Source organism: Gallaecimonas zhanjiangensis, from assembly GCF_057624825.1.
This window is the reverse complement of sequence record NZ_CM172603.1, coordinates 885,179-905,850: the sequence shown is the minus strand read 5'-3', so window position 1 is coordinate 905,850 and position 20,672 is coordinate 885,179. Positions and strand designations below refer to the sequence as shown.

Below are 20,672 nucleotides of genomic sequence, written 5' to 3'. Positions count from 1 at the left end.
TTTGGGATTTTAGCCTTTGAGCACCTCATCCAGCACCTGCTGGGGCGCACCGGCATAGTGCTTGAACTCCATGCTGAAGGTGGCGCGGCCCTGGGTTAGGGAACGCAGCGAGGTGGAATAGCCGAACATCTCCGACAATGGCACCAGCGCCTTGATTTGCTTGGTGCCGCCGGGAATGTCGTCCATGCCCTGCATCACCCCGCGCCGGGAAGTGAGATCGCCAATCACGTTACCCATAAACTCCTCAGGGGTTTCCACTTCCACGTCCATCATCGGCTCCAGCAGTACCGGCCTTGCTTTTCGCATACCGTCCTTAAAGGCCATGGAGGCAGCGGTACGAAAGGCGTTCTCGTTAGAGTCCACGTCGTGGTAGGAGCCGTCTACCAGGGTGACTTTGACATCCACCACCGGAAAGCCCGCCAGCACACCGGTGCCAAGGGTTTCCTGGATGCCTTTGTCCACCGCCGGGATGTATTCCCGTGGCACCACCCCGCCCTTGATGGCGTCTACAAACTGGTAGCCGCCGCCTTCGGGTAAAGGCTCAATGTTCAGCACCACATGGCCATACTGGCCGCGCCCGCCCGATTGTTTGACGAACTTGCCTTCCACATCGGCCACCGGCGCCTGTATGGTCTCGCGGTACGCCACCTGGGGCTTACCAACGTTGGCCTCGACGCCAAACTCGCGGCGCATACGGTCAACGATTATGTCCAGGTGCAGCTCGCCCATACCGGCGATGATGGTCTGGCCCGATTCCTCGTCGGTGTAGACCCTAAAGGACGGGTCTTCCTGAGCCAGGCGGCCAAGGGCCAGGCCCATTTTCTCCTGGTCGGTCTTGGTCTTGGGCTCGATGGCCTGGGCAATCACCGGCTCGGGAAAGGTCATCTTCTCAAGCACAATCAGTTTGTTAGGGTCACTCAGGGTGTCCCCCGTGGTGACGCTTTTGAGGCCCACGGCGGCGGCAATTTCCCCGGCGTGCACTTCTTTTATCTCCTGGCGGCTGTTGGCGTGCATCTGCAGGATGCGCCCCAAACGCTCACGCTGGCCCTTGGTGGGGTTGAACACCATATCGCCGGTTTTGGCGACACCGGAGTACACCCTAAAGAAGGTCAGCTGGCCGACAAAAGGGTCGGTCATTATCTTAAAGGCGAGCGCCGAGAAGGGCTCGTCGTCACTGGGGTGGCGCTCGGCTTCCACATCGTCCATGTCGTGGCCGTTAATGGCCGGCACGTCCAGCGGCGACGGCAGATATTCCACCACCGCGTCCAAAAGCGCCTGCACGCCACGGTTTTTATAGGCGCTACCGGCCAGCATCGGCACTATTTCATTGTTGATGGTGCGCGCCCTGAGCCCGGCTTTGATCTCGGCTTCGCTAAGGGCCTCACCGGCCAGGTATTTGTCCAAAAGCTCTGCTGAGCCTTCGGCGGCGGCCTCTACCATCTGCTCGCGCCAATGCTCGGCATCGGCCTGCATCTCGGCAGGGATGTCCTGGTAGCTGAACGTCACACCCTGGCTGGCATCGTCCCAGTAGATAGCCTGCATCTTCACCAAGTCGATAACGCCGTGAAACTCGTCCTCGGCTCCCAGGGGCAGCTGGATGGGCACGGCCTGGCCTTTGAGGCGCTCGGCTATCTGCTTTTGCACCCTTAGAAAGTTGGCACCGATGCGGTCCATCTTGTTGACAAAGGCAATGCGCGGCACCCGGTATTTATTGGCCTGGCGCCAGACGGTTTCCGATTGCGGCTGCACGCCGCCCACGGCGTCGTACACCATCACCGCGCCGTCCAGCACCCGCATGGAGCGTTCCACCTCGATGGTGAAATCCACGTGGCCGGGGGTGTCGATGATGTTGATGCGGTGCTCGTCAAAATTACCGGCCATGCCCTTCCACGAGGTAGTGGTGGCCGCCGAGGTAATAGTGATACCGCGTTCCTGTTCCTGGGCCATCCAGTCCATGACGGCGGAGCCTTCGTGCACTTCGCCTATCTTGTGACTGATCCCGGTGTAAAACAGAATGCGCTCTGTGGTGGTGGTTTTACCGGCATCAATGTGAGCACTGATACCGATGTTCCTGTATCGCTCGATAGGGATCTTGCGGGTCATGGTATGTCTCCAGGTTAGGAATGCGCGGTGCCAAGCTTTGAGTATTCTCCAGCCCGGGGCACGGCGCCTGCTTATTTGCAGGACAGAAGGTATGCCTCTGTTTTTGCACTAACAACTGCCCATAACCGAAAGCTGCGTTGCCTTTTAGGGTAGTAATGGCTGCAAGCGGCGCCGCCGCTCGTTTGGCGGGGTGTGAGGGTTTTACCCTATTGTCACTATCGTTTTAAAAGTCTTGCCAAACAGGCACAAAAAAGCCCGGCGCTGCCGGGCTTTGGCTTATTTGCCTTTGGGCATCGGGCCGCCCATCACCTCTTCCATCAGCGGCCCTTGCGGGGCGCCGGAGAGCAGGCCGATGGAGCCGTCCGGTTTTTGATAGAAGATGGCCGGAGTGGCGCTCAGGCCCAGCTCCTGCATCAGCTCGGCATTGGCCTGCACCTTGTCGTGGGCAGACTGGGGCACCTTGCTGGCATCCAGTTGGTTTTTGCCTTCGCCGCGGTAGTTTTGCTCGTGCTTGGCCAGCAGCGCCGCAGGATCTTTGGAAGCAAGAATAACCGCTGCTTCGTCCGGGCTGTTGCGGGTGATGATGCCTACCATCACGTGGCGAATTTGTACCTTGCCGGCATCCACCCAGGGGCGGGCTTCCTTCCAGAATTTATGGCAGTAGGGGCATTCGGGGTCGTCGAACATGTAGATGATGCGCGGCGCATCTTCCTTGCCGTCACGTACCCAGCCGCTTTCGGGGAGTTTTTTCCAGGCTGCTTCGTTGCGGGGGCCATTAACCAGCTTGTCCAGGGGCGCCGAGGTCAAGTCCTTGCCGTGCTCGTCCAGCAGGTTACCCACCACCACATGCTTGCCGTCGGAAGTGAGATACACCGCGATGGGCTGGCCTTGCACGGTACCGGCATAACCGGTGAGGCCGCCAGGGGCGGCAAAGGTGCCCACCACTTCCAGGCCGCGCTCGGTCAGGGCCTTAACGGGGGCTGGCAGTTCGCTGGTACTGGCCGCCATGGCCTGTCCCACAAAAAGGGCGGATAACAAGGCCACACGGGCGCTTTTAAAGACCATACAGGCTCCTTTTGGTCGTCATGGCTGGCCAGGTTCGGGGCCAGGGCTTACCTCCAAGACCGTTGCCCGGGAGGTTTTATTGCAAAGCTGACTACTTTGCCCTAAACCCGGGCCACAAAAAAGCCGCACTATCGTGCGGCATTATCTGTCAGGCCCTTGGGGCGCTGCTTTTTACTTGTCGGTATCCAAAGAACCGAGGATGGACCAGGCAAAATCGAGGCGCAGTACGCCGTCAAAGGTGGTGTCGTCCAGGCTCATGTAATAGTCGGTGCCGTAGGGCCGCTCCCGGTTGGCGCCGTTGTCGGCCTGGTAATCGGTGCTGGGGGAATACAGGGCCAGGTTGTGGCAGGTCATGCAGTTGGTTTGCACCCCGTACTGGTTCATCTGCACCGCGCTGGGCGACTTGGTCACGGCTTTCAAAATTTGAAAGACGCCAGGGTCAAAGCCCGCTTCCAGGTGGGGGTTGTAGGCGATAACCGACTCCCCTTCACTGGCGCCGCCGTTAATGGGCTGGGCCGGCGACACCATCTGATAGGCAAGGCTCATGGCGTAATGGCCGGCGGCTTCATCCAGCTCCTTGGGCCGCAGCTTGGCAATGGTATCTGAGCTTGGCAGTTTCGGGCTGTTGGCATCGGCCGACCACCAGAAGGTTTGCCAGGCCCAGCGTTTTATCTCGCGGGTGGTGACATGCATGCCCACCAAAATGGCGATATCCCCGGCCTTGGCGGTCAGCCCCAACTGGCTGTTGAGGTAAGCGGCGTCGTCCTTGCTGATGGTCTGGTGGATGAAGTTATTCAGGTAGAAGGTGTTGCTGGCATTGGGGTTGGCGCAGCTTGGGTCGATGCTGTTGCCGCCCTTGCCGGTGCCTTTGACCGCCACATAAACGCAGTTGGCCCAATCACTTTCGGGGAAGGTGCGGGCCGGGTCTGGGGTGCCGGGCCAGCCGGGGAAGGTGTAGATACCGTCTACCACCTTGCTTTGGGTGATCACCTTATACACCGGCTTGATGGTGATGGCGTTGGCCGGGAAATTGGGGATCTCCTTATAACCCTCTTTGATGTAGTTCTTCAGGGTGCTGGCATAAAAGAGCTTGTTGGATACCGCATGGCTGGACGCCGGCGGGTTATAAGCCACCGACACAAAGATATTGGTGTCGGCCGAGGTGGCCGCTTTGGCTGATTGCCACTCTTTTAGCAGCAGCTTTAAATCGCCCTTGGCCTTGGCGGTGTTACGAAACTGGTGCGGCAGTTGCAGGCGCAGCCCCTGTGCTTTTCGCACCTCGCTACCCAGCATTTTGGTTTTGGCCTTACTGGCCTGGCCTATGGCGTAGAGCATGTTATCCGGGGTATCCCAGGTTTCAAAGGCCCGCAGTTCGGCGCCGCCAACAGTGCCCACATAGTGGGTCAGCCCCGCCCAAATGCCCCAGCCGTGGCGATACATAGCGGTGTTGTCACTGCCGTATACCCAGCTGTTTATCTCGCTCTCGGCACGGGGAAACTCAAAGCCCGCCACCACCTTGGGTAAGTCCGGCATGCACACCAGGCTGCCGTTGAGGTTGGCAATATCGCCGTAGTGGGTGATGGAATTCATGCACTGGCCCAGCTCAACCAGGGTGGTTTTTAGCTGGCTGCCAGAGAGGGTGGTGCAGCTGGCGCTCAGGCTGTCTCCCGACACGCTGATATTGGTGCAGCTGCGCTGATAGCTGCCATAAGGTACAAAGTTGGCGGCAGGGGCGGCCACCGTAAAGATGGCGCCAAACAAGGCAGCCCCCCAAAGCAAGGTCCTTTTCATAACCGATTCTCCATTGAGATGATGGCCCGGGCATCCCGAAGCCCCAGGCAGGCACGGTTAAAATTCAGTCATTAGTAATACGCTTACAACTGATGAAAAATACGGTGTGACAAAGTCGCTCTCTTGGACAGGTCTACAAAGGCTGACAAAAAAAGCGGCCACTAGGGCCGCCTCCGGGTATTAAAAAAGGGGCCTAAGCCCCTTTATCAAAACGCCATGCTGGCGCTCAGGCTAAAGGTGCGGGGCGCGCCCTGCACCAGGTAACCATTGCCGGGGTAGCCACCCACTGAGGCCCAGTATTCTTTGTCGGTGAGGTTTTCCAGGCGGGCGTGGAAGGTCACGTCGTGGTTCATCACCGTGGTGCCGTATTTGGCGCCAAGGTCATAGCGGGTCCAGCCAGCCACTTCCAGGGTGTTGGCGGCATCGGCATAACGGGCGCCGGTGCTGATGGCTTGCATATCCAGGCTCAGGCCATAGACCCAGGGCAGGTCCCATTGCAGGCCAAGGTTACCCTGCCACTTGGCGGTACCAATCACCCGGTTGCCTTCGTTGGCGGCGATTTTGACATCCTTTTGCTTGGCATCAAGGTAGGTTACCCCGCCCAGAACCCGCAGCCCTTCAACCGGCTCGCCAAAGACGGTCAACTCGGCGCCGCGATGGCGGTCCTTGCCGTATTCACCAAAGATGTTCTGCTCGTTGACATAACCGCCGGGCTTGGAGGTGGTAAAGACCGCAAAGGTACCGCCCAGGCTACCGGTATCGACCTTCACCCCCAGCTCTTTTTGCTTGGAGACATAAGGCGACAGCATGGTGCCGGGGTTCAAGGTAGTGGTACCGGCGGTATCGCCCTGGGCCAAGGCCTCGATGTAGTTGGCATACAGGGAGACAGCATCAGTGGCCTTGTACACCAGCCCGGCCGAGGGCGAGAAGCGCGACTTGCTGTACTTGCTGGTCTGGTCGGCAGTGCCGTAGGCGTAGCTGCGCAGATCCATATGCTGGTAGCGGCCACCTAAGGTCAGCAGCAGTTTGTCGTCCCAAAAGCCCAGAGTGTCGGAGAAAGCCAGGCTCGGCAGCTTAGTGGTGCTGGTGGTTCTTGGGTCGCTCATGTCACCGCCGGTAAAGCCGTCGGTGATGGGGCGGGCCAGCTGCACCGGGTGGTACAGGTTGGTGGCCAGGCCCAGGTAGCTGCTCCAGGCGTAGGCGTTTTTGGAGTCCAGATCGTAATAGGAGCCGGCAACCACCCATTTATGGCTGACAGGGCCGGTATCAAAATGGCCGCGCACCCCCACTTCGCCGCTGTACACCGTATCTTCACGGGCGTTGTCGGCCCGGTAGGTGTTGGCCGCGCCGCTTTGGCTGTCGGTGACATAGAGGTTGGCCAGGGAGTTGTCTTCTTTGGAGTAACGGCCACCCACCGCCGCCCAGGCAGTGATGTTGTCACTCAGATCGTATTCACCGCGCAGGGTGCCGAACCAGTCTTTCTCGTTGGAGTGGGTCCAGTCCTGGGCGTAGTTGGCGTCGGCCTTGGGCGGCGCCGGTACGTCGCTGGTGCCAGACAAGGTCACGTTGGGGCGGCCGCCGTACAGCTTGTGCTCCTGGAAGGTGGCATCGGCCGACACCCGGGCCCGCTCGCCGCGCCAGTCATAACCCAGTGAAGCCAGGTCGGTTTTTTCCTTCTCGCCGTCTACGCCGGTGTCACCGTCACGGTGGGCAACGTTAACCCGGATGCCGTGCTGGCCGTCGCTGCCGAAGCGGCGGCTGACATCGGCCGAGCCGTAGCCCTGGCCCTGGTCGTTAAAGCCGAGGGTGATGTCGGTTTTCTCGTCGTTACTGGCGCGCTTGGGCACCAGGTTGATGCTGCCGCCGATGGCGCCGCCACCGGGGGCCATGCCATTCAAAAAGGCGCTGGCTCCGCGCAGCACTTCAACCCGCTCAATCAGCTCCGCCGCCACGTATTGGCGCGGCAGCACCCCATAAAGGCCGTTGTAGGCGATTTCGTCAGAAGAAAGGGTAAAGCCGCGGATAAAGTAGCTTTCCTGGAAGTTGCCAAAACCGCGCGCCACCCGCACACCAGGGTCGTTTTGAATGACATCGCCAATGCCCTGGGCCTGGATGTCCTTCATGTACTGGTCGGTAAAGGCCAGGCCGCTAAAGGGGCTGTCCATGTAGTCGGTGGTGCCCAGCAGGCCGGCTTTTTGGCCACGGGCCACCTGGCCGCCGGCGTAAGCGCCGATAAGGCCGTCGGCACTGGCGTCAGCGCTGGCGGTAACGGTGATGGTTTCCACGTCGTTGTCGCCGTCTTTGGCTTTGTCGGCCGCAAAGGCGCCGCCACTGAGGGCCAGTTGAACACCAAGGGCTATCGGGAGAAGAGTGAGGGAGCGTTGCTTCACGGTTACGCCTTAAGACTGCAGCAGGAAATGCGCATGATTATCATCTTTGTAAAAGATGAGATCAAATCTTATTAGCAATCGCTTTTGTATTGCCCGCTTTTTGTCACTTTCAAGCTTGCTGGGCAACAGCATAAAAAAACCGGCCAAAAGGCCGGCTTTTCTGTATTGCCCTTAGTACCAGGGCCAGGCTTTGAGGGGGTAGTCGCCACTGGTGCCGCCAGCCAGGTGCTCGATAAAGTAATCCCAGCGCGCCTTGGTAATGTAAGGCGTGGCGTAGCCGTAAGCATGGCGGGCATTGGGAATGGCCATCATGTCGAACTTCTTGTTGGCCTTGATAAGGGCCTCAATCACCACCTGGGTGTTCTGGGGCGGTACGTTGTCGTCCAGGGTGCCGTAGGTGAGCATCAACTTACCTTTGAGGTTTTTCACCAGCGCCGGGTTGGATTGGTTGTCGTAGCTGGTGGTGCCGTCGGCGTTTTTCACCAGCAGGCCCTGGTAGCGCTCACCCCAGTCCGCCTCATAGATGCGGTTGTCGTGGTTGCCGGACTCGGCCCAACCCACCTTGAAGAAATCCGGGTAGCGGAACATGGCATCGGCGGTGGTGTTGCCGCCACCGGAGTGGCCCCAGATGCCGATGCGGCTCATGTCTATCCACTGGTATTTGGCGCCCAGCTCCTTCACAGCTTTCACCTGATCCGGCAAGGTGTTGTCGCCCATGTCGCCATACCAGGTGTCGTGGAAGGATTTAGAGCGCCAAGGGGTGCCCATGCCGTCGATGGCCACCACGATAAAGCCAAGCTCCGCCAGGGCCTGGTGGTCAGCGCGAGCAGCCAGGAAGCTGCGGCCCCGCACCGAGCCGGTTTGCGGGCCGGGATAGACGTAATCGATGATGGGGTACTTCTTGCTGGGGTCAAAGTTCGTCGGTTTGAACATCAACCCGTAGAGGGTGGTTTTGCCGTCACGGCCGGTCACGGTGATTTGCTCCGGCGCTACCCAGCCAGCGGCTTTGAGGCGGGAGATATCCGCTTTGGCCAGCGTCGCCAGCACTTTGCCGTCCTTTGCCGAGCGTAGCACCGTTACCGCCGGGGTGGTGGGGGTGGAGTAGCTGTCGACAAAATAGCTGCCATCTTCAGAGACGCTGATGCTGTGGTCAGCCACTTCCGGGGTCAGCAACTGCGGTTGGCCACCGTCCAGCGGCGCCTTGTAGAACTGGCGATAGTAAGGGTTAACCCCCTTTTCCCGGCCGACGGCAGTAAACCAGACTTCCCGCTGGTTGGCGTCCAGGTGTTTAACATCCACCACCGGGCCTTGGCCGCTGGTGACCGGGTTAATCAGCTTGCCGGATTTAATGTCATAGAGATACAGGTTGCCCCAGTCGCTGCGCTCGGAGTACCAGAGAATTTGCTGGCTGGCCGAGAGATAACGCCAGCTCACGCCTTTGACGCCGCTTTCAAAGTAAGTGGGTACCGACTCTTCAAAAGAGGTGAAGATGGCGCCGGTGTCGGGGTTGGCAATGCGCACCCACTCGTGTTTGTGGTCACGGGAGGTGGAAACAAAAGCCAGGCTCTTGCTGTCGGCGGCCCATTGCACGTCGTCCCAGGCGCCGTGGCCGTGGCAGCTGACATCGTCGCAAAGGGTGGAGCGGCGATAGTCCGCGTCCATTTGCAGCGGCACCACCTTGGCTTTGGCCACGTCAATCACCACCCGGCGCAGCATGAACACATGCTCGTCACCGGCGAAGGGGTACTTCCATTTCTCAATCTTGGGATTACCCAGCTCGGCGCTGGCCAGCACAAAATCGGCAACCTTGCGCTGATCTTGCTGGTAGGTGGCGATGCGCTTGGAATCAGGGGACCACACCAGCACCGCTTGCTCTGAGTGCATCCAGCCGGAGTTGTCGGTGGCGTAGCCAAAATCGGTTACGCCATCGGTGGTGAGCTGGCGCTCCTTGCCACTGGCAATGTCATGCTCCCAGAGGTTCCAGTCGCGGATAAAGGCCACTTTCTTGCCATCTGGCGAGGTGACGCCGTGCAGCTTGGTAATGTCGGCCTTGTCTTTGTTACCGGCCAACAGCGCACTGAGCTCACCGCTTTGGCAGGCTTTGAGGGCGGGGTAATCGCAGCTGTAAACATCGCCTTCGAGGGTCAGCTGGATATGGCCGTCTGTTGGCAGGCGGATATCGGAGATGGCCAGCTTGCTGGCGTCCAGGGCCTTGGGTTTGTCTTTGGCTTTTTTGTCTTCGGCAGCGGCTTTGGCGCGCACCTTATCAATGGCCTTGGCCAGCTTTTTCTGGTCGAAAAGGGGCTCGGGCTTGAGGCTGGCCACATCCATGCGCAGGTAGGTTTTCACCTCGTGGTCGGTGTCGACAAACCAGAACTGGCGGTCGTTAAACCAGTGGGCGCTGCGCACATCGTGGTCCACCAGCGGCTGGGTTTTATAACTGAGGAATTTCTCCGCCCTGGCGTAATCGTCTTTTGTTACCGCGCTGGCGCCCAGGGTTACCAGGGCCAGCGACACGCCAACTCCCAGCATCGAGACTCTGCTCTTCATCCATCCCACCTTGTGATTGTTATGTTTTATTGGCGTATCTCGCCACGAAACTGCGTTAAAGCATCGATTCTAAGCTGTTGGCGGCTAACAATCCTACCGCTGGGCGGCGATAAGGGGCGGCTGGTCGTGGCGCTTTTGGCCCCAAAACCGCTTCTTAAGCTGACAGCACCCTGAAGCCGGTTGCTTATCCGTAACCAAAAATCAATATCTTGCAAACTTTCTGCACAATGTTCAGAGCCCCTTTTGGCGGGGGCTTTTACCTTGGCAGCAGTCCGAAGACGGAGGAAACCGCCATGAAAAAGATAACAACCAGTCTTGCCATCGCCGCCTTTATCCTGGCTCCCATGGGAGCCTATGCCCATGGCAACGGCAATGGCCACGGCCATGACAAAGGCCGCGGTCACGACCACCACCAGCGCCATGACAACCATGACCGCTGGGACCGCGGCGGCCACCACTACAGCCGCGACCGGGTGATAGTAGTGCGAGAGGGTTACCATCACCGTGGCCCGGCGCCCCGCCACCGTTACTACCACCGCAGCGATCTCGCCAACATTGCCACCTTTGCGGTGCTGGCCGGGGTGACTTACGCCATCGTTGATAACGTCTACTACAAGCAGCGCGGCGAGCGTTACGAGTATGTCTCGGCGCCTCCCGCCGGCAGCTACCAGGTTGTCGACTACCGCTGATAAAAAGCCGCCCGCGGGCGGCTTTTTTGATGCTCAGTGCGAGGCAATAAAGTCTCCCGCCGCCTTGGGCGGCAAGGCAAAAGCCTGGCGCAGCCGCCGCGCCTCCTGCTGGGGCGTTAACGCAAACAGCCTTTTAAACTCGCGGCTGAACTGCGACGGGCTCTCGTACCCCACGGCAATGGCGGCCGCAGCGGCGTTTACCCCTTCGCGCACCATCAGTAGCCGCGCCTGATGCAGGCGAATGGATTTTAAGTACTGCATGGGCGAGGTTTGGGTAACGGCGCGAAAGTGGCTGTGAAAGGTGGCATGGCTCATACCGGCAAGGCCGGCGAGCGCTGCCACCTCTAGGTGCTCGGCAAAATGGCCATGGATATGGCGAAGGGCCTGGGAGATTTGGCCAAATGCCCCTTGCTGGGTCAGCGCCGAGCGCAGCTGGCCGCCCTGCTCCCCGGCCAGCACATGAAAGTAAATCTCCCGCACCAGCCCCGGCCCCAACAGCTTTGCCTCCAGGGGGCTGCGAAGGGCTTTGAGCAGCCGCAGCAAAGACAGGCGCAAAGTGCCATCAAGGGGCGTTGATTGCATGCCGGTCGGCGGGTGGTCAAAGCTCGCGCCCCCTTGCAGCATTTGCAGCAACAGCTCGGCCACCACCGGTAAATCCAGGTGCATATAAATAGCCAGCAGCGGCGCATCGGCGCTGGCGTCGGTTTCCATGGTAAAGGGCACCGGCACCGACACCGCCAGGTAGTGCTCAGCGTCATAGAGATACACCTGGTCGCCAAAAAAGCCGCGCTTGGTGCCTTGCAGCACAAAGACAATGCCTGGGTCGTAAAGCACCGGGGTGCGAGCCAGGGGGCGGTTGGAGCGCAGCAGGCGCACGTCATCCAGGGGCGTCAGGTTATAGCCCTCAAGGGGCGCCAGCTCGGCCAGCAGCGGGATAAGGCTTAAGTCGGTCATGGCGAGGATTATGCAGCATATCTGGCCAATCACCACCATAACAACCAAAAACCCAGAGTTTTAGGCAAGGACGGCAGAGCAACGGGTCTCATCATCGGCCTTAACTACCGGCATGCTGGACGCCCCTGGATTTTAAGGAGCGCAACATGAAAACCTTACTGATTACCGGCGTGAGCAGCGGCTTTGGCCAAGCCTTGGCCCAAAAGGCCCTGAAAGCTGGCCACAAGGTGCTGGGCACAGTGCGCAGCCAAGCCGCCCTTGATAGCTTTGCCGCCCTGGCGCCAGGGCGCGCCCATGGCGCCTTGCTGGACGTTACCGACTTTGCCCGCATCCCGGCCCTGGTGGCCGAGCTTGAGGCGCGCCATGGCGCCATCGACGTGCTGGTCAATAACGCCGGCTACGGCCACGAGGGCATCTTTGAAGAAGCCAGCCTGGAGCAAATGCGCCACCAGTTCGACGTGAACGTCTGGGGCGCAGTGGCGATGATGAAGGCGCTGGTACCGCGCTTTCGGGCGCGCCGCGCCGGGCACATCATCAACATCACCTCCATGGGCGGCTTTATCACCATGCCCGGTATCAGCGATTACTGTGCCAGCAAGTTCGCCCTGGAGGCCTTTAGCGAGACCCTGAGCCAAGAGCTGACCGGCTTTAACATTGCCGTGACCGCCGTGGCGCCGGGCTCCTTTCGCACCGACTGGGCCGGCCGCTCCATGGTGCGAAGCGAGCGCGCCATCAGCGATTACGACGCCCTCTTTGACCCGGTGCGCCAGGCCCGCCAGCAAAAAAGCGGCAAGCAATTGGGCGACCCGCAAAAGGCCGCCGAGGCTATCCTCGCGCTTATCCGCCACCCCAAGCCCCCGGCCCACTTGCTACTGGGCAGCGATGCCCTGGCCCTGGTGCAGCAAAAGCTGGCAAGCCTTGGCGCCAGTTTTGAGGAGTGGCAAGCCCTTACCCGCTCCACCGACGGATAAAAAAGGCCCCTTTCGGGGCCTTTTTTAGTGCTTATTCCAATCCGGCGTCGCTTCACCCTTGAGGTGATTGAGGAAGAAGTCGAACTGGCGGCGCCAGGCGTAGCGGGTGGGGCCGGTGGAGCTGAGGCAACCGGTTGAAGGCAAAACAGTTATTCCGGGGTAAAAAAGCGGTATGGTTTTCAATACCAGTGCCGATCTGGCACCCAAAGGCCAAGGTTTCGCTTAAGCCCATCGACCGCTCAGCTACACAGGCGGCCGTTGCGCCCAGCGCCACCAAGGGCATTGCCCAAGCTGACGTGACCAAGGGGAAGGTGTGGATAGGTTTCAAGAAATGCAGGTGCTTATCGCGGTGTCGGAGCAGGAAAGTTTCAGCGCCGCAGCGCAGCGGTTGGGGATGTCTGCGCCCAGCGTCACCAGGGCCATTTCAGCCATGGAAAGCCGACTCGGTATATTGTTGCTGGCCCGCACCACCCGCAGTGTTCGCCTCACCGATGCCGGCCGGCGTTATGTGGAAGACTGCAAACGCATTCTGAGCGAGCTCCATGAGGCAGAAGAACTGGCAGCCGGTAACCAAACCAAGGCTTGCGGCCAGTTGCTGGTCACGGCGCCAGTGCTCTTTGGCGAACTTTATGTGGTTCCGTTGATGGCACAGTACTTGGCCAAGCATTCTGAGGTTAACATCAACGCCATGCTGGTCGACCGGGTAGTCAACCTCATCGATGAGGGGGTCGACGTGGCCTTTCGTATCGGCAACCTGCCTGACGGCGGCATGTGCGCAGTAACGGTGGGCCATATCCGGCCGGTTATCTGTGCCGCGCCGTCCTTCCTTGACCGCCGCACGCGTCCTGCTCGCCCCAGCGACCTCATCGATGCACCGGTAGTGCAATCCTCGGCAAGCGCCCTGCTTACCGAATGGCAGTTCCAAACCGGCCAGGGCACCTTGAGTTTTCACCCCCAGTCCCGGTTGGTGGTTAACTCCAATCAGGCGGCCATTAACGCGGCCAGCCTGGGCTGGGGCTTTACTAGGGTGCTGTCCTATCAGGTGGCGGACAAGGTGGCAGCTGGCGAGTTGGAAATTGTTCTGGATGAGTTTGAAACGCCGCCCCTGCCCATAAGACTCTTCTATCAAGGCGGGCGAATGCTGCCGGCAAAGGTAACCACCTTTGTCGACCACTGTGTGGCGGCACTCAAGGCCAACCCGGCTCTGCAATTACAGGGCAGGAGCTGAACGTGGACCGGTTCCAGGAAATGACGATTTTCAGGGCAATCAGCCAAACCGACAGCCTCGCTGGCGCGGCGCGGACCTTGGCATTATCGGAGGCGACAGTCAGCCGCGCCCTTGGCAACCTGGAGCGGCGCCTAGGCGCAACTTTTGCTGAGCGCAGCACCCGGGGCATAGTGTTGACCAAAGCAGGGAAAGCCTTTGCCGAACGCTGCGCCCATATCCTTGACGCCACTATCTCGGCGGCCGATTCAGCCAAAGGCATACATGGAGAAGCCAGCGGCCAACTGATCCTGGCGATGCCGCTGATAATGGCACAGCAACTTTTTTTGCCGGTCCTGCTTGAGTACCTAAAAGCCTATCCCAAGATGAATTTGTCACTGCGTTGCGTCGAGACCCCAGTCAACCTCCACGAACAGGGGATCGACCTGGCCGTAACCCTGGGGGCGCAGCCCGATTCATCGGCCTTTGCCCTGCCCCTAGGCCAAGTACGCCCACTTTTTTGCGCCACCCCTGCTTATTTGGCGAAACACGGCACACCCAAGAGCCTGGAGCAGGTCGCCCTGCACCCTCTGGTGCAGTCCCGGGCCTACTCCCAGCAGCTGGACTGGCGCATCCCCGAGCTTGCACAGCTTAAGTGCCGGCCCATTTTGTCCTGCACAACTCAGCAAGGGGCCATCAGTGCCGTTAAAGAGGGGCTAGGCATCGGCCGTTTTTCAAGCCACGAGGTTTACCATGAGCTTCAACAAGGGCTGCTGGTTGAACTTTTGGCTGGGTCAACCGAACCTGCCCGCCCCGTATACCTGGTTTACCGCGAAGGCCGCAAAGCGGCGGCACGGATACGCTCCTTTATCGATTTTGTACTGCCGCTGATGCGGGCCCACCCGGCCATAACACCACAATGAGCCTCCTTGACTCTGGCCATTCTTTCAGGAGGTGAAATAGTGGATTGTTATTCTTAGCCGTTCTCCAATCCCGGCTCGAGGATCAGTATGAATCCCATCAGCGCGCCAATCCGGCCCTGACATCTGACCTCAAAAGGAGCCATGCCATGACCAACGCCATCAAACTTTATCGCCATCCCCTGTCCGGCCATTCTCATCGTGTCGAGCTGATGTTGTCTTTGCTGGGGCAGCACACTGAAATCATCAATGTCGATTTAGCCAAGGGCGCCCATAAACAGCCCGAGTTCTTGGCACTCAACAGCTTTGGCCAGGTACCGGTTATCGACGATAACGGCACAGTACTGGCAGATTCCAACGCCATTTTGGTGTATCTGGCCAAGCGCTACGGCAAAGGCAAATGGCTGCCAGAAGAGCCGGTGGCCGCCGCCAAAACCCAGCGCTGGATGTCGGTGGTTGCGGGGCAGATAGCCTATGGCCCAGCTCGCGCCCGTCTGGTGACTGTTTTTGGTGCCCCATACCATGCCCCTGACCTCATCGCACAATCTCACAGCCTGCTTAACGTACTGGAGCAGGAGCTAGGGCAAAGCGCCTTCCTCGTGGGGAACGAGGCCACCATCGCCGACATCGCGGCATACGCCTACATTGCCCACGCTCCCGAAGGCAACGTGTCGCTGTCAGACTACCCCCATGTTCGGGCCTGGCTAAAACGTATCGAAGCCCTGCCTGATTTCGTGCCGATGCAGAAAACTGCTGTCGGCCTGCAAAGCCTCTAACACCGGTCTGGGTCGCCGCTGCGGCCCTTTCTCTCTCAGGGGAAACGCGCCATGGACAACTTATCTAAGCTAGCCTCCTCACCTTGGCATCAAGGGGAAAAACTGCTCCAGGAGAAAGTAGGTGTCTCCGAGCGCATGGACGATATAGGTCAGCGGGTAATCCGCGATTTCATGCCCGACCAGCACCGCGACTTTTATCATCAATTGCCGTTCATGGTGGTAGGTGCGGTGGACGATAAAGGCTACCCCTGGGCGACCTTACTGGAGGGGAAGCCGGGTTTTGTTACCTCCCCTAACCCTCAGCAACTGCGCATCGCCAGCCGGCCTGCGCCAAGCGATCCGGCCGCGCCAGGTATCGGCCCAGGGCGGGCGTTGGGGTTATTGGGTATCGAGTTGCATAGCCGCAGGCGAAACCGTATCAACGGCCACGTTCAGGCTCTGGACGGGGACGCTTTGATGGTCAAGGTCGAGCATTCTTACGGTAACTGCCCCCAATACATCCAATTGCGTGAAATGGAGGCCGTACCGCCAAGCCAAGCCGAGCAAAGCATTGCCGAGCATCACAGCCAGCTCGACAGCGCCGCAGCCGCCTTTATCGCTACCGCCGACACACTGTTTGTCGCCAGCTATGTGGACCACCCGGGCGGCGGCCGCTCAGTTGATGTTTCCCACCGGGGCGGCCAGTCCGGTTTTGTCGGTGTAGAGGGCAACACCCTGATCATCCCCGATTACTCGGGTAACAAGTTCTTCAACACCCTGGGCAACCTGGCCGTCAACCCCAAAGCTGGCTTGGTATTCATTGATTTTGTCAGCGGCGATCTGCTGCAAATTAGTGGCCACACCGAGTTGGTACTGGAAGGACCGGAAGTGGAGGTATTTTCCGGAGCCGAGCGGCTGTGGAAAGTGCATGTCGATAAAATGGTGCGTCGTCCTGCCGCCCTGGCACTGCGTTGGCGTTTTGAAGCGTACTCGCCCTACAGCCTGGAAACCGGCACTTATTTGGATGCCAAGGCCAGGTTGCAGTCCACCAGCCAGCAATGGCAAGACATGAAAGTGATGGCGGTGCAGGACGAAGCCGAGCAGATCCGCTCTTTTTATCTCGCTCCCCAGGGCGCTGCCTTACCGGACTTCGCCCCCGGCCAGCATTTGGCCCTGCGCCTGGCAGTACCCGGACAGGACAAGGCGGTGGTGCGCACTTATAGCCTGTCTTGTGCGCCGGCGGACGAGTTCTTGCGCATCAGCGTCAAGCGCGAGGGCCTGGCGTCGAGCTTTTTGCACGATGCCATCGTGGCCGGCAGTGTGCTGCAAACCCGAGCCCCCGAAGGCAACTTTTACATCGACGTCGAGTCGTCCCGGCCCTTGGTGCTGCTGGCTGGCGGTATCGGCATCACACCGCTGCTGTCTATGGCCCGCGAGGCCCTGGCCCGCAATGCCCAAAGAGCCGAGCCAAGACGGGTCTACCTCTTTCACAGCGCCCGCAGCCTGGCGCAGCTGCCCTTTCTCCAGGAGCTGGACGACCTGGTGGCCGGCAGCCAGGGTGTATTCAAGGTCGTTCGGCTGCTTAGCGAACCCGAGCCGGAGGCCACAGTGGGTGAGGCATTCGACCATGTCGGGCGCCTGAGTATGGATCACCTCAAAGCGGTGCTGCCCTTTGACGACTACGACTTCTACCTCTGTGGCCCCGGCCCTTACACCCAGGGCGTTTACGACGGCCTGCGGGCCATGGGTATGGACGATTGCCGTATCCACGCCGAGGCTTTTGGCCCTTCCAGCCTGCGCCGCCATACCGATGGCAAGGGCGCCGTGCTGGTTCAGCCGCCGGCCGCCACCGAGGCGGTGCCTGTGATGTTTTCGGCCTCGAAAAAAGAAGCCAGATGGCAGCCTGACAGCGGCTCCTTGCTGGAGTTGTCCGAGAGCAGCGGCCTCAATCCGGACTTCAGCTGTAGGGGCGGCTCCTGTGGTACCTGCCGTACCCGCCTGCTAAGTGGCCAAGTGCACTACCCCAATCCACCGGCACAAATGCCCCCAAACGGTGAGGTGCTGATCTGCTGCGCCGTGCCGGCCAAGGGCGAAGATAACGGCCCCCCCCTTGTTCTGGATTTATAAGGAGCCCCCCATGAGACCCTATTACGATGCACCGATCCTGCTGGTGGAATCCCAGTACGAGATAATGTTTTATTCGCCGTACGGCGACTACGGCAGCGAGCTTCACGGCCCGGAGCCGGCCACCGAGCCACAAGGGCATGGGCTGCTACGACTCTGGCATTGGTTTCAAAGCGGGTTTGGTGGTCACTCCCAGAGCAGCACGGCCGCCAACCAGGAGCGCCACCATGACTGAGAAATCTGCATCAAGGCCACCTTTGCCGCCCTTTACCCGGGAAAGTGCCATCGAGAAGATCCGTCTGGCCGAAGACGGCTGGAACAGCCGCGACCCTGAAAAGGTGTCTTTGGCCTACACCGAGGACACTCGCTGGCGCAACCGTGCCGAGTTCGCCAGCAGCCGAACCGAAGCCAAGGCCTTTTTGGCCCGTAAATGGGCTAAAGAGCTGGATTACCGGCTCATCAAGGAACTGTGGGCATTCACCGACAACCGCATCGCCGTACGTTACGCCTACGAATGGCATGACGAAGCCGGCAACTGGTTCCGCTCCTACGGTAACGAAAACTGGGAATTCAATGAGCAAGGCCTGATGGCAAGACGTTTTGCCTGTATCAACGATCTGCCGATAAGCCCATCCGAGCGGCTATTTCACTGGCCGCTCGGGCGGCGCCCTGACGACCACCCCGGTTTGTCCGAGTTGGGCTTGTAACAGCGCGATGTACCTGCAAAAAGGCCCCTTGCGGGGCCTTTTTTAGTGCTTGTTCCAATCCGGCGTCGCTTCGCCCTTGAGGTGATTGAGGAAGAAGTCGAACTGGCGGCGCCAGGCGTAGCGGGTGGGGCCGGTGGAGCGGCCCGCCGAGTGCTCGCCGCCGGGTACTTCCAGCAGATCAAAGTCTTTACCAGCCTTGATGAGGGCATTGACCAGTTGCAAGGACGAGGACGGGTCAACATTGCTGTCTTGCTCGCCAAAGACAATCAATACGTTGCCCTTGAGATTGGCGGCATGTTCCACCGCCGAGGCTTTTTTGTAGCTGTCGTCCACCGGCCAGCCCATCCACTGCTCGTTCCAGCTGATCTTGTCCATACGGTTGTCATAGCAACCGGCATAGGCCACGCCAACGCTATAGAACTCGGGGTGGAACACCAGGGCGCTCAGGGTGCTTTGGCCACCAGCCGAGCCGCCGTAAATGCCCACGCCCTTGGCAATGTCATACCAGGGATACTTTTTGGCGGCCGCCTGGTGCCAGAGGATGCGGTCAGGGAAGCCGGAATCGCCAAGGTTCTTCCAGGCCACGTCCTGAAAGGCTTTGGAGCGGTTGGCGGTGCCCATGCCGTCAATCTGCACCACGATAAAGCCGAGGTTGGCCAGCGACTGCATGCCAATCACCTTGTCGCCACCGCTGTGGTAGCCAAAGGGCCAAAAATCCTTGGGCACAAAGCTGTCGTGGGGGCCGGCGTAGATGTTCTCAATCACCGGGTAGCGTTTGTTCGGGTCAAAGTTCAGGGGCTTGACGATGAGCCCGTAAATATCGGTTTTGCCGTCGCGGCCCTTGGCCACGAAAGGCTCTGGGAATTTGAAACCCGCCGCCAGCAGTTTGGAGATGTCGCCTTTGGCGATGGTGCGCACCAGGCTGCCATCGGCTTTATGGAGCTCGGCGATATTGGGAAGGTCTACCCGCGAATAAACGTCCACGTAGTACTGCATGTCGTCCGAGAAGGCCAGGTGATGGTTGGCTGGCGCCTTGGTCAGCTCGGTGAGGTTTGAGCCGTCAAAATCGATGCGGTAGTAGTGCACAAAGTAAGGGTCTTCCCCTTGGTGCATGCCGCTGGCAGCAAACCAGATCTGGCGCTTGGCATCGTCCACCTTCACCACTTCCCGTACCGGCCAGTCGCCTTTGGTGATACGGTTTTTCACCTTGCCGGTGCGGCCGTCGTAGAGGTAGAGATGGGCCCAGCCGTCACGCTCGGACAGCCAGATGAACTCTTTAGCGAGGCCATTCACGTCATGGCCGAATTCCCGGTCCTGGTAGATAAAGGTTTTGGCGGTTTCATTCACCACGGCGCGGGCCTTGCCGGTGGCGGTGCTCACTTCAATTACCCGGGCCGCTTGAAAGCCGCGCTGGTTGTAGCGAAAGGCAAAGCTGTTGCCGTCTTTTCGCCAGCGCAGGTCGGTGAGCTGGTAGGGGTTGGGAAACAGGGCGTTATCAATCACGGTTTCCTTGCCGGTTGCCACCTCAAAGAGCACCGGCTGTTCGATGTCGATGGCGTCGCCCGGTTTGGGGTAGAGCTGTTTCACTACCTTGGGTTGCAGTTGGTCGGTGGGGGAAGAGAGCACCCGGGTCACAAAGCGGGCATAACCGGGGCGCACCCGGTACAGCACGATGTGCTTGGAATCGGGGGACCACGCAATGGTCTCGGGATCGTAGAAGTTACCGGCGCTGCCGTCTTGGCTGAGGATGCGCTTGTGGCCGTCTTTATCGACCAGCACCAGGTTGTGGCCCTCGACCATGGCGCTTAGCTTACCGTTGGGAGCGGCGCGCAGGTGGTTGTCGGCCGGGAAGCGCAGGTCACGCACCACCCCAAAGCCCGAGGGGCGGCCCGGCCAGCTGCCGGCTTCACACTGGGCCACTTTCAGGCTGCAATGCCAGGGCTCGTAGTCGATATCAAAATCGATGCGGCCATCACTTAGGCTGAAATGCTTGATGGGCAGCTGCAAGGGCGTGACGGTTTTGCCCAAGGCGGCGGTGAGGCCCTTGGCAACAATGGCCTTGTCAAAGGCCGGGCGGGTTTGGCCGGTCTCGGCGTTTTCCATCACAAAGTCGTAGCCGCCGGCGACCGTCTTGCGGTAATAAAAATCGTGGCTGCCCGGCATCCACTGGGCAGGAAACACGATATCCCGGGTCAAGCCAATCCAATGCTCACGCAGATCCAGACTGGCGTTGATGTCAGCAGCGCTAGGGGCGGCCTGAACCTGGCTGGCCATGGCCAGCAGCAGGCCTGACAGGCCTTTAAAGACGAAATTTCTCACCGGACTTCCACCTCACAAAACGGTATACGATATACGTTACTGTAAAGCGGGACGGCGCCCAACACAATGCGGCCAATGCCTGCTGGCAAAAGACAAACCGCCAGCCAAGGCCAGTTGCACATTTGTCGCC

15 protein-coding genes are annotated in these 20,672 nt (G+C 59.7%); 8 read left to right on the top strand and 7 right to left on the bottom strand.

Annotation, left to right across the window (positions count from 1 at the left end; genetic code table 11):
- Positions 1 to 9 precede the first annotated feature (9 nt).
- From fusA to AC22G1_RS04250, 5 genes are all read right to left on the bottom strand, one after another.
- Positions 10 to 2,103, bottom strand: a complete 2,094-nt coding sequence (gene fusA, locus AC22G1_RS04270; RefSeq protein ID WP_487315665.1) for an elongation factor G — start codon at positions 2,101 to 2,103, stop codon at positions 10 to 12.
- A 276-nt stretch (positions 2,104 to 2,379) separates the two neighbouring features.
- Positions 2,380 to 3,168, bottom strand: a complete 789-nt coding sequence (dsbG, locus tag AC22G1_RS04265; RefSeq protein WP_487315664.1) for a thiol:disulfide interchange protein DsbG — start codon at positions 3,166 to 3,168, stop codon at positions 2,380 to 2,382.
- 171 nt (positions 3,169 to 3,339) lie between these two features.
- Positions 3,340 to 4,959, bottom strand: coding sequence for a hypothetical protein (locus tag AC22G1_RS04260; protein ID WP_487315663.1), 1,620 nt, complete (start codon positions 4,957 to 4,959; stop codon positions 3,340 to 3,342).
- Between the two features lie 206 nt (positions 4,960 to 5,165).
- Complete coding sequence (locus AC22G1_RS04255) at positions 5,166 to 7,349, bottom strand: TonB-dependent receptor (protein WP_487315662.1); 2,184 nt, start codon at positions 7,347 to 7,349, stop codon at positions 5,166 to 5,168.
- A 171-nt stretch (positions 7,350 to 7,520) separates the two neighbouring features.
- A complete protein-coding gene (locus AC22G1_RS04250) occupies positions 7,521 to 9,899 on the bottom strand; it encodes a S9 family peptidase (RefSeq protein WP_487315661.1) in 2,379 nt (792 codons plus the stop codon).
- A 293-nt stretch (positions 9,900 to 10,192) separates the two neighbouring features.
- Here AC22G1_RS04250 and AC22G1_RS04245 point away from each other — a divergent pair, with 293 nt between their 5' ends.
- Entirely contained in the window at positions 10,193 to 10,588 is a 396-nt protein-coding gene (locus tag AC22G1_RS04245; RefSeq protein ID WP_487315660.1) for a hypothetical protein, read from the top strand.
- Between the two features lie 33 nt (positions 10,589 to 10,621).
- Here AC22G1_RS04245 and AC22G1_RS04240 read toward each other — a convergent pair whose 3' ends face one another.
- Positions 10,622 to 11,542 (bottom strand): AraC family transcriptional regulator, encoded by a 921-nt coding sequence (locus AC22G1_RS04240; RefSeq protein ID WP_487315659.1) that lies wholly within the window; start codon positions 11,540 to 11,542, stop codon positions 10,622 to 10,624.
- Positions 11,543 to 11,688: 146 nt separating this feature from the next.
- Between AC22G1_RS04240 and AC22G1_RS04235 the strand changes: the two genes are divergently transcribed.
- From AC22G1_RS04235 to AC22G1_RS04205, 7 genes are all read left to right on the top strand, one after another.
- The gene (locus AC22G1_RS04235) at positions 11,689 to 12,513 is read left to right on the top strand and encodes an oxidoreductase (protein ID WP_487315658.1); all 825 of its coding nucleotides are present in this window, start codon (positions 11,689 to 11,691) and stop codon (positions 12,511 to 12,513) included.
- Between the two features lie 313 nt (positions 12,514 to 12,826).
- Positions 12,827 to 13,741: a LysR family transcriptional regulator gene (locus AC22G1_RS04230; protein WP_123421159.1), complete on the top strand. Its 915-nt coding sequence runs from the start codon at positions 12,827 to 12,829 to the stop codon at positions 13,739 to 13,741.
- 2 nt (positions 13,742 to 13,743) lie between these two features.
- Positions 13,744 to 14,640, top strand: coding sequence for a LysR family transcriptional regulator (locus AC22G1_RS04225; protein WP_487315657.1), 897 nt, complete (start codon positions 13,744 to 13,746; stop codon positions 14,638 to 14,640).
- A 146-nt stretch (positions 14,641 to 14,786) separates the two neighbouring features.
- Positions 14,787 to 15,413, top strand: a complete 627-nt coding sequence (locus tag AC22G1_RS04220; protein ID WP_487315656.1) for a glutathione S-transferase family protein — start codon at positions 14,787 to 14,789, stop codon at positions 15,411 to 15,413.
- 51 nt (positions 15,414 to 15,464) lie between these two features.
- Positions 15,465 to 17,519 (top strand): pyridoxamine 5'-phosphate oxidase family protein, encoded by a 2,055-nt coding sequence (locus tag AC22G1_RS04215; protein ID WP_487315655.1) that lies wholly within the window; start codon positions 15,465 to 15,467, stop codon positions 17,517 to 17,519.
- Positions 17,520 to 17,529: 10 nt separating this feature from the next.
- The gene (locus AC22G1_RS04210) at positions 17,530 to 17,751 is read left to right on the top strand and encodes a hypothetical protein (RefSeq protein WP_487315654.1); all 222 of its coding nucleotides are present in this window, start codon (positions 17,530 to 17,532) and stop codon (positions 17,749 to 17,751) included.
- A complete protein-coding gene (locus tag AC22G1_RS04205; protein ID WP_123421164.1) occupies positions 17,744 to 18,223 on the top strand; it encodes a nuclear transport factor 2 family protein in 480 nt (159 codons plus the stop codon). The genes AC22G1_RS04210 and AC22G1_RS04205 overlap by 8 nt, the downstream gene beginning before the upstream one ends.
- Before the next feature lie 42 nt (positions 18,224 to 18,265).
- Here the strand turns inward: AC22G1_RS04205 and AC22G1_RS04200 are convergent, their stop codons facing one another.
- Complete coding sequence (locus tag AC22G1_RS04200; RefSeq protein WP_487315653.1) at positions 18,266 to 20,542, bottom strand: S9 family peptidase; 2,277 nt, start codon at positions 20,540 to 20,542, stop codon at positions 18,266 to 18,268.
- Positions 20,543 to 20,672: the final 130 nt, after the last annotated feature.

Excerpts from the sequence above, each read along its gene's own strand:
- AC22G1_RS04240 (WP_487315659.1), bottom strand. The coding sequence starts at position 11,542 with ATGACCGACTTAAGCCTTATCCCGCTGCTGGCCGAGCTGGCGCCCCTT.
- AC22G1_RS04260 (WP_487315663.1), bottom strand. The coding sequence starts at position 4,959 with ATGAAAAGGACCTTGCTTTGGGGGGCTGCCTTGTTTGGCGCCATCTTT.
- dsbG (WP_487315664.1), bottom strand. The coding sequence starts at position 3,168 with ATGGTCTTTAAAAGCGCCCGTGTGGCCTTGTTATCCGCCCTTTTTGTG.
- AC22G1_RS04210 (WP_487315654.1), top strand. The coding sequence starts at position 17,530 with ATGAGACCCTATTACGATGCACCGATCCTGCTGGTGGAATCCCAGTAC.
- AC22G1_RS04235 (WP_487315658.1), top strand. The coding sequence starts at position 11,689 with ATGAAAACCTTACTGATTACCGGCGTGAGCAGCGGCTTTGGCCAAGCC.
- AC22G1_RS04220 (WP_487315656.1), top strand. The coding sequence starts at position 14,787 with ATGACCAACGCCATCAAACTTTATCGCCATCCCCTGTCCGGCCATTCT.
- AC22G1_RS04215 (WP_487315655.1), top strand. The coding sequence starts at position 15,465 with ATGGACAACTTATCTAAGCTAGCCTCCTCACCTTGGCATCAAGGGGAA.
- fusA (WP_487315665.1), bottom strand. The coding sequence starts at position 2,103 with ATGACCCGCAAGATCCCTATCGAGCGATACAGGAACATCGGTATCAGT.
- AC22G1_RS04245 (WP_487315660.1), top strand. The coding sequence starts at position 10,193 with ATGAAAAAGATAACAACCAGTCTTGCCATCGCCGCCTTTATCCTGGCT.
- AC22G1_RS04205 (WP_123421164.1), top strand. The coding sequence starts at position 17,744 with ATGACTGAGAAATCTGCATCAAGGCCACCTTTGCCGCCCTTTACCCGG.
- AC22G1_RS04250 (WP_487315661.1), bottom strand. The coding sequence starts at position 9,899 with ATGAAGAGCAGAGTCTCGATGCTGGGAGTTGGCGTGTCGCTGGCCCTG.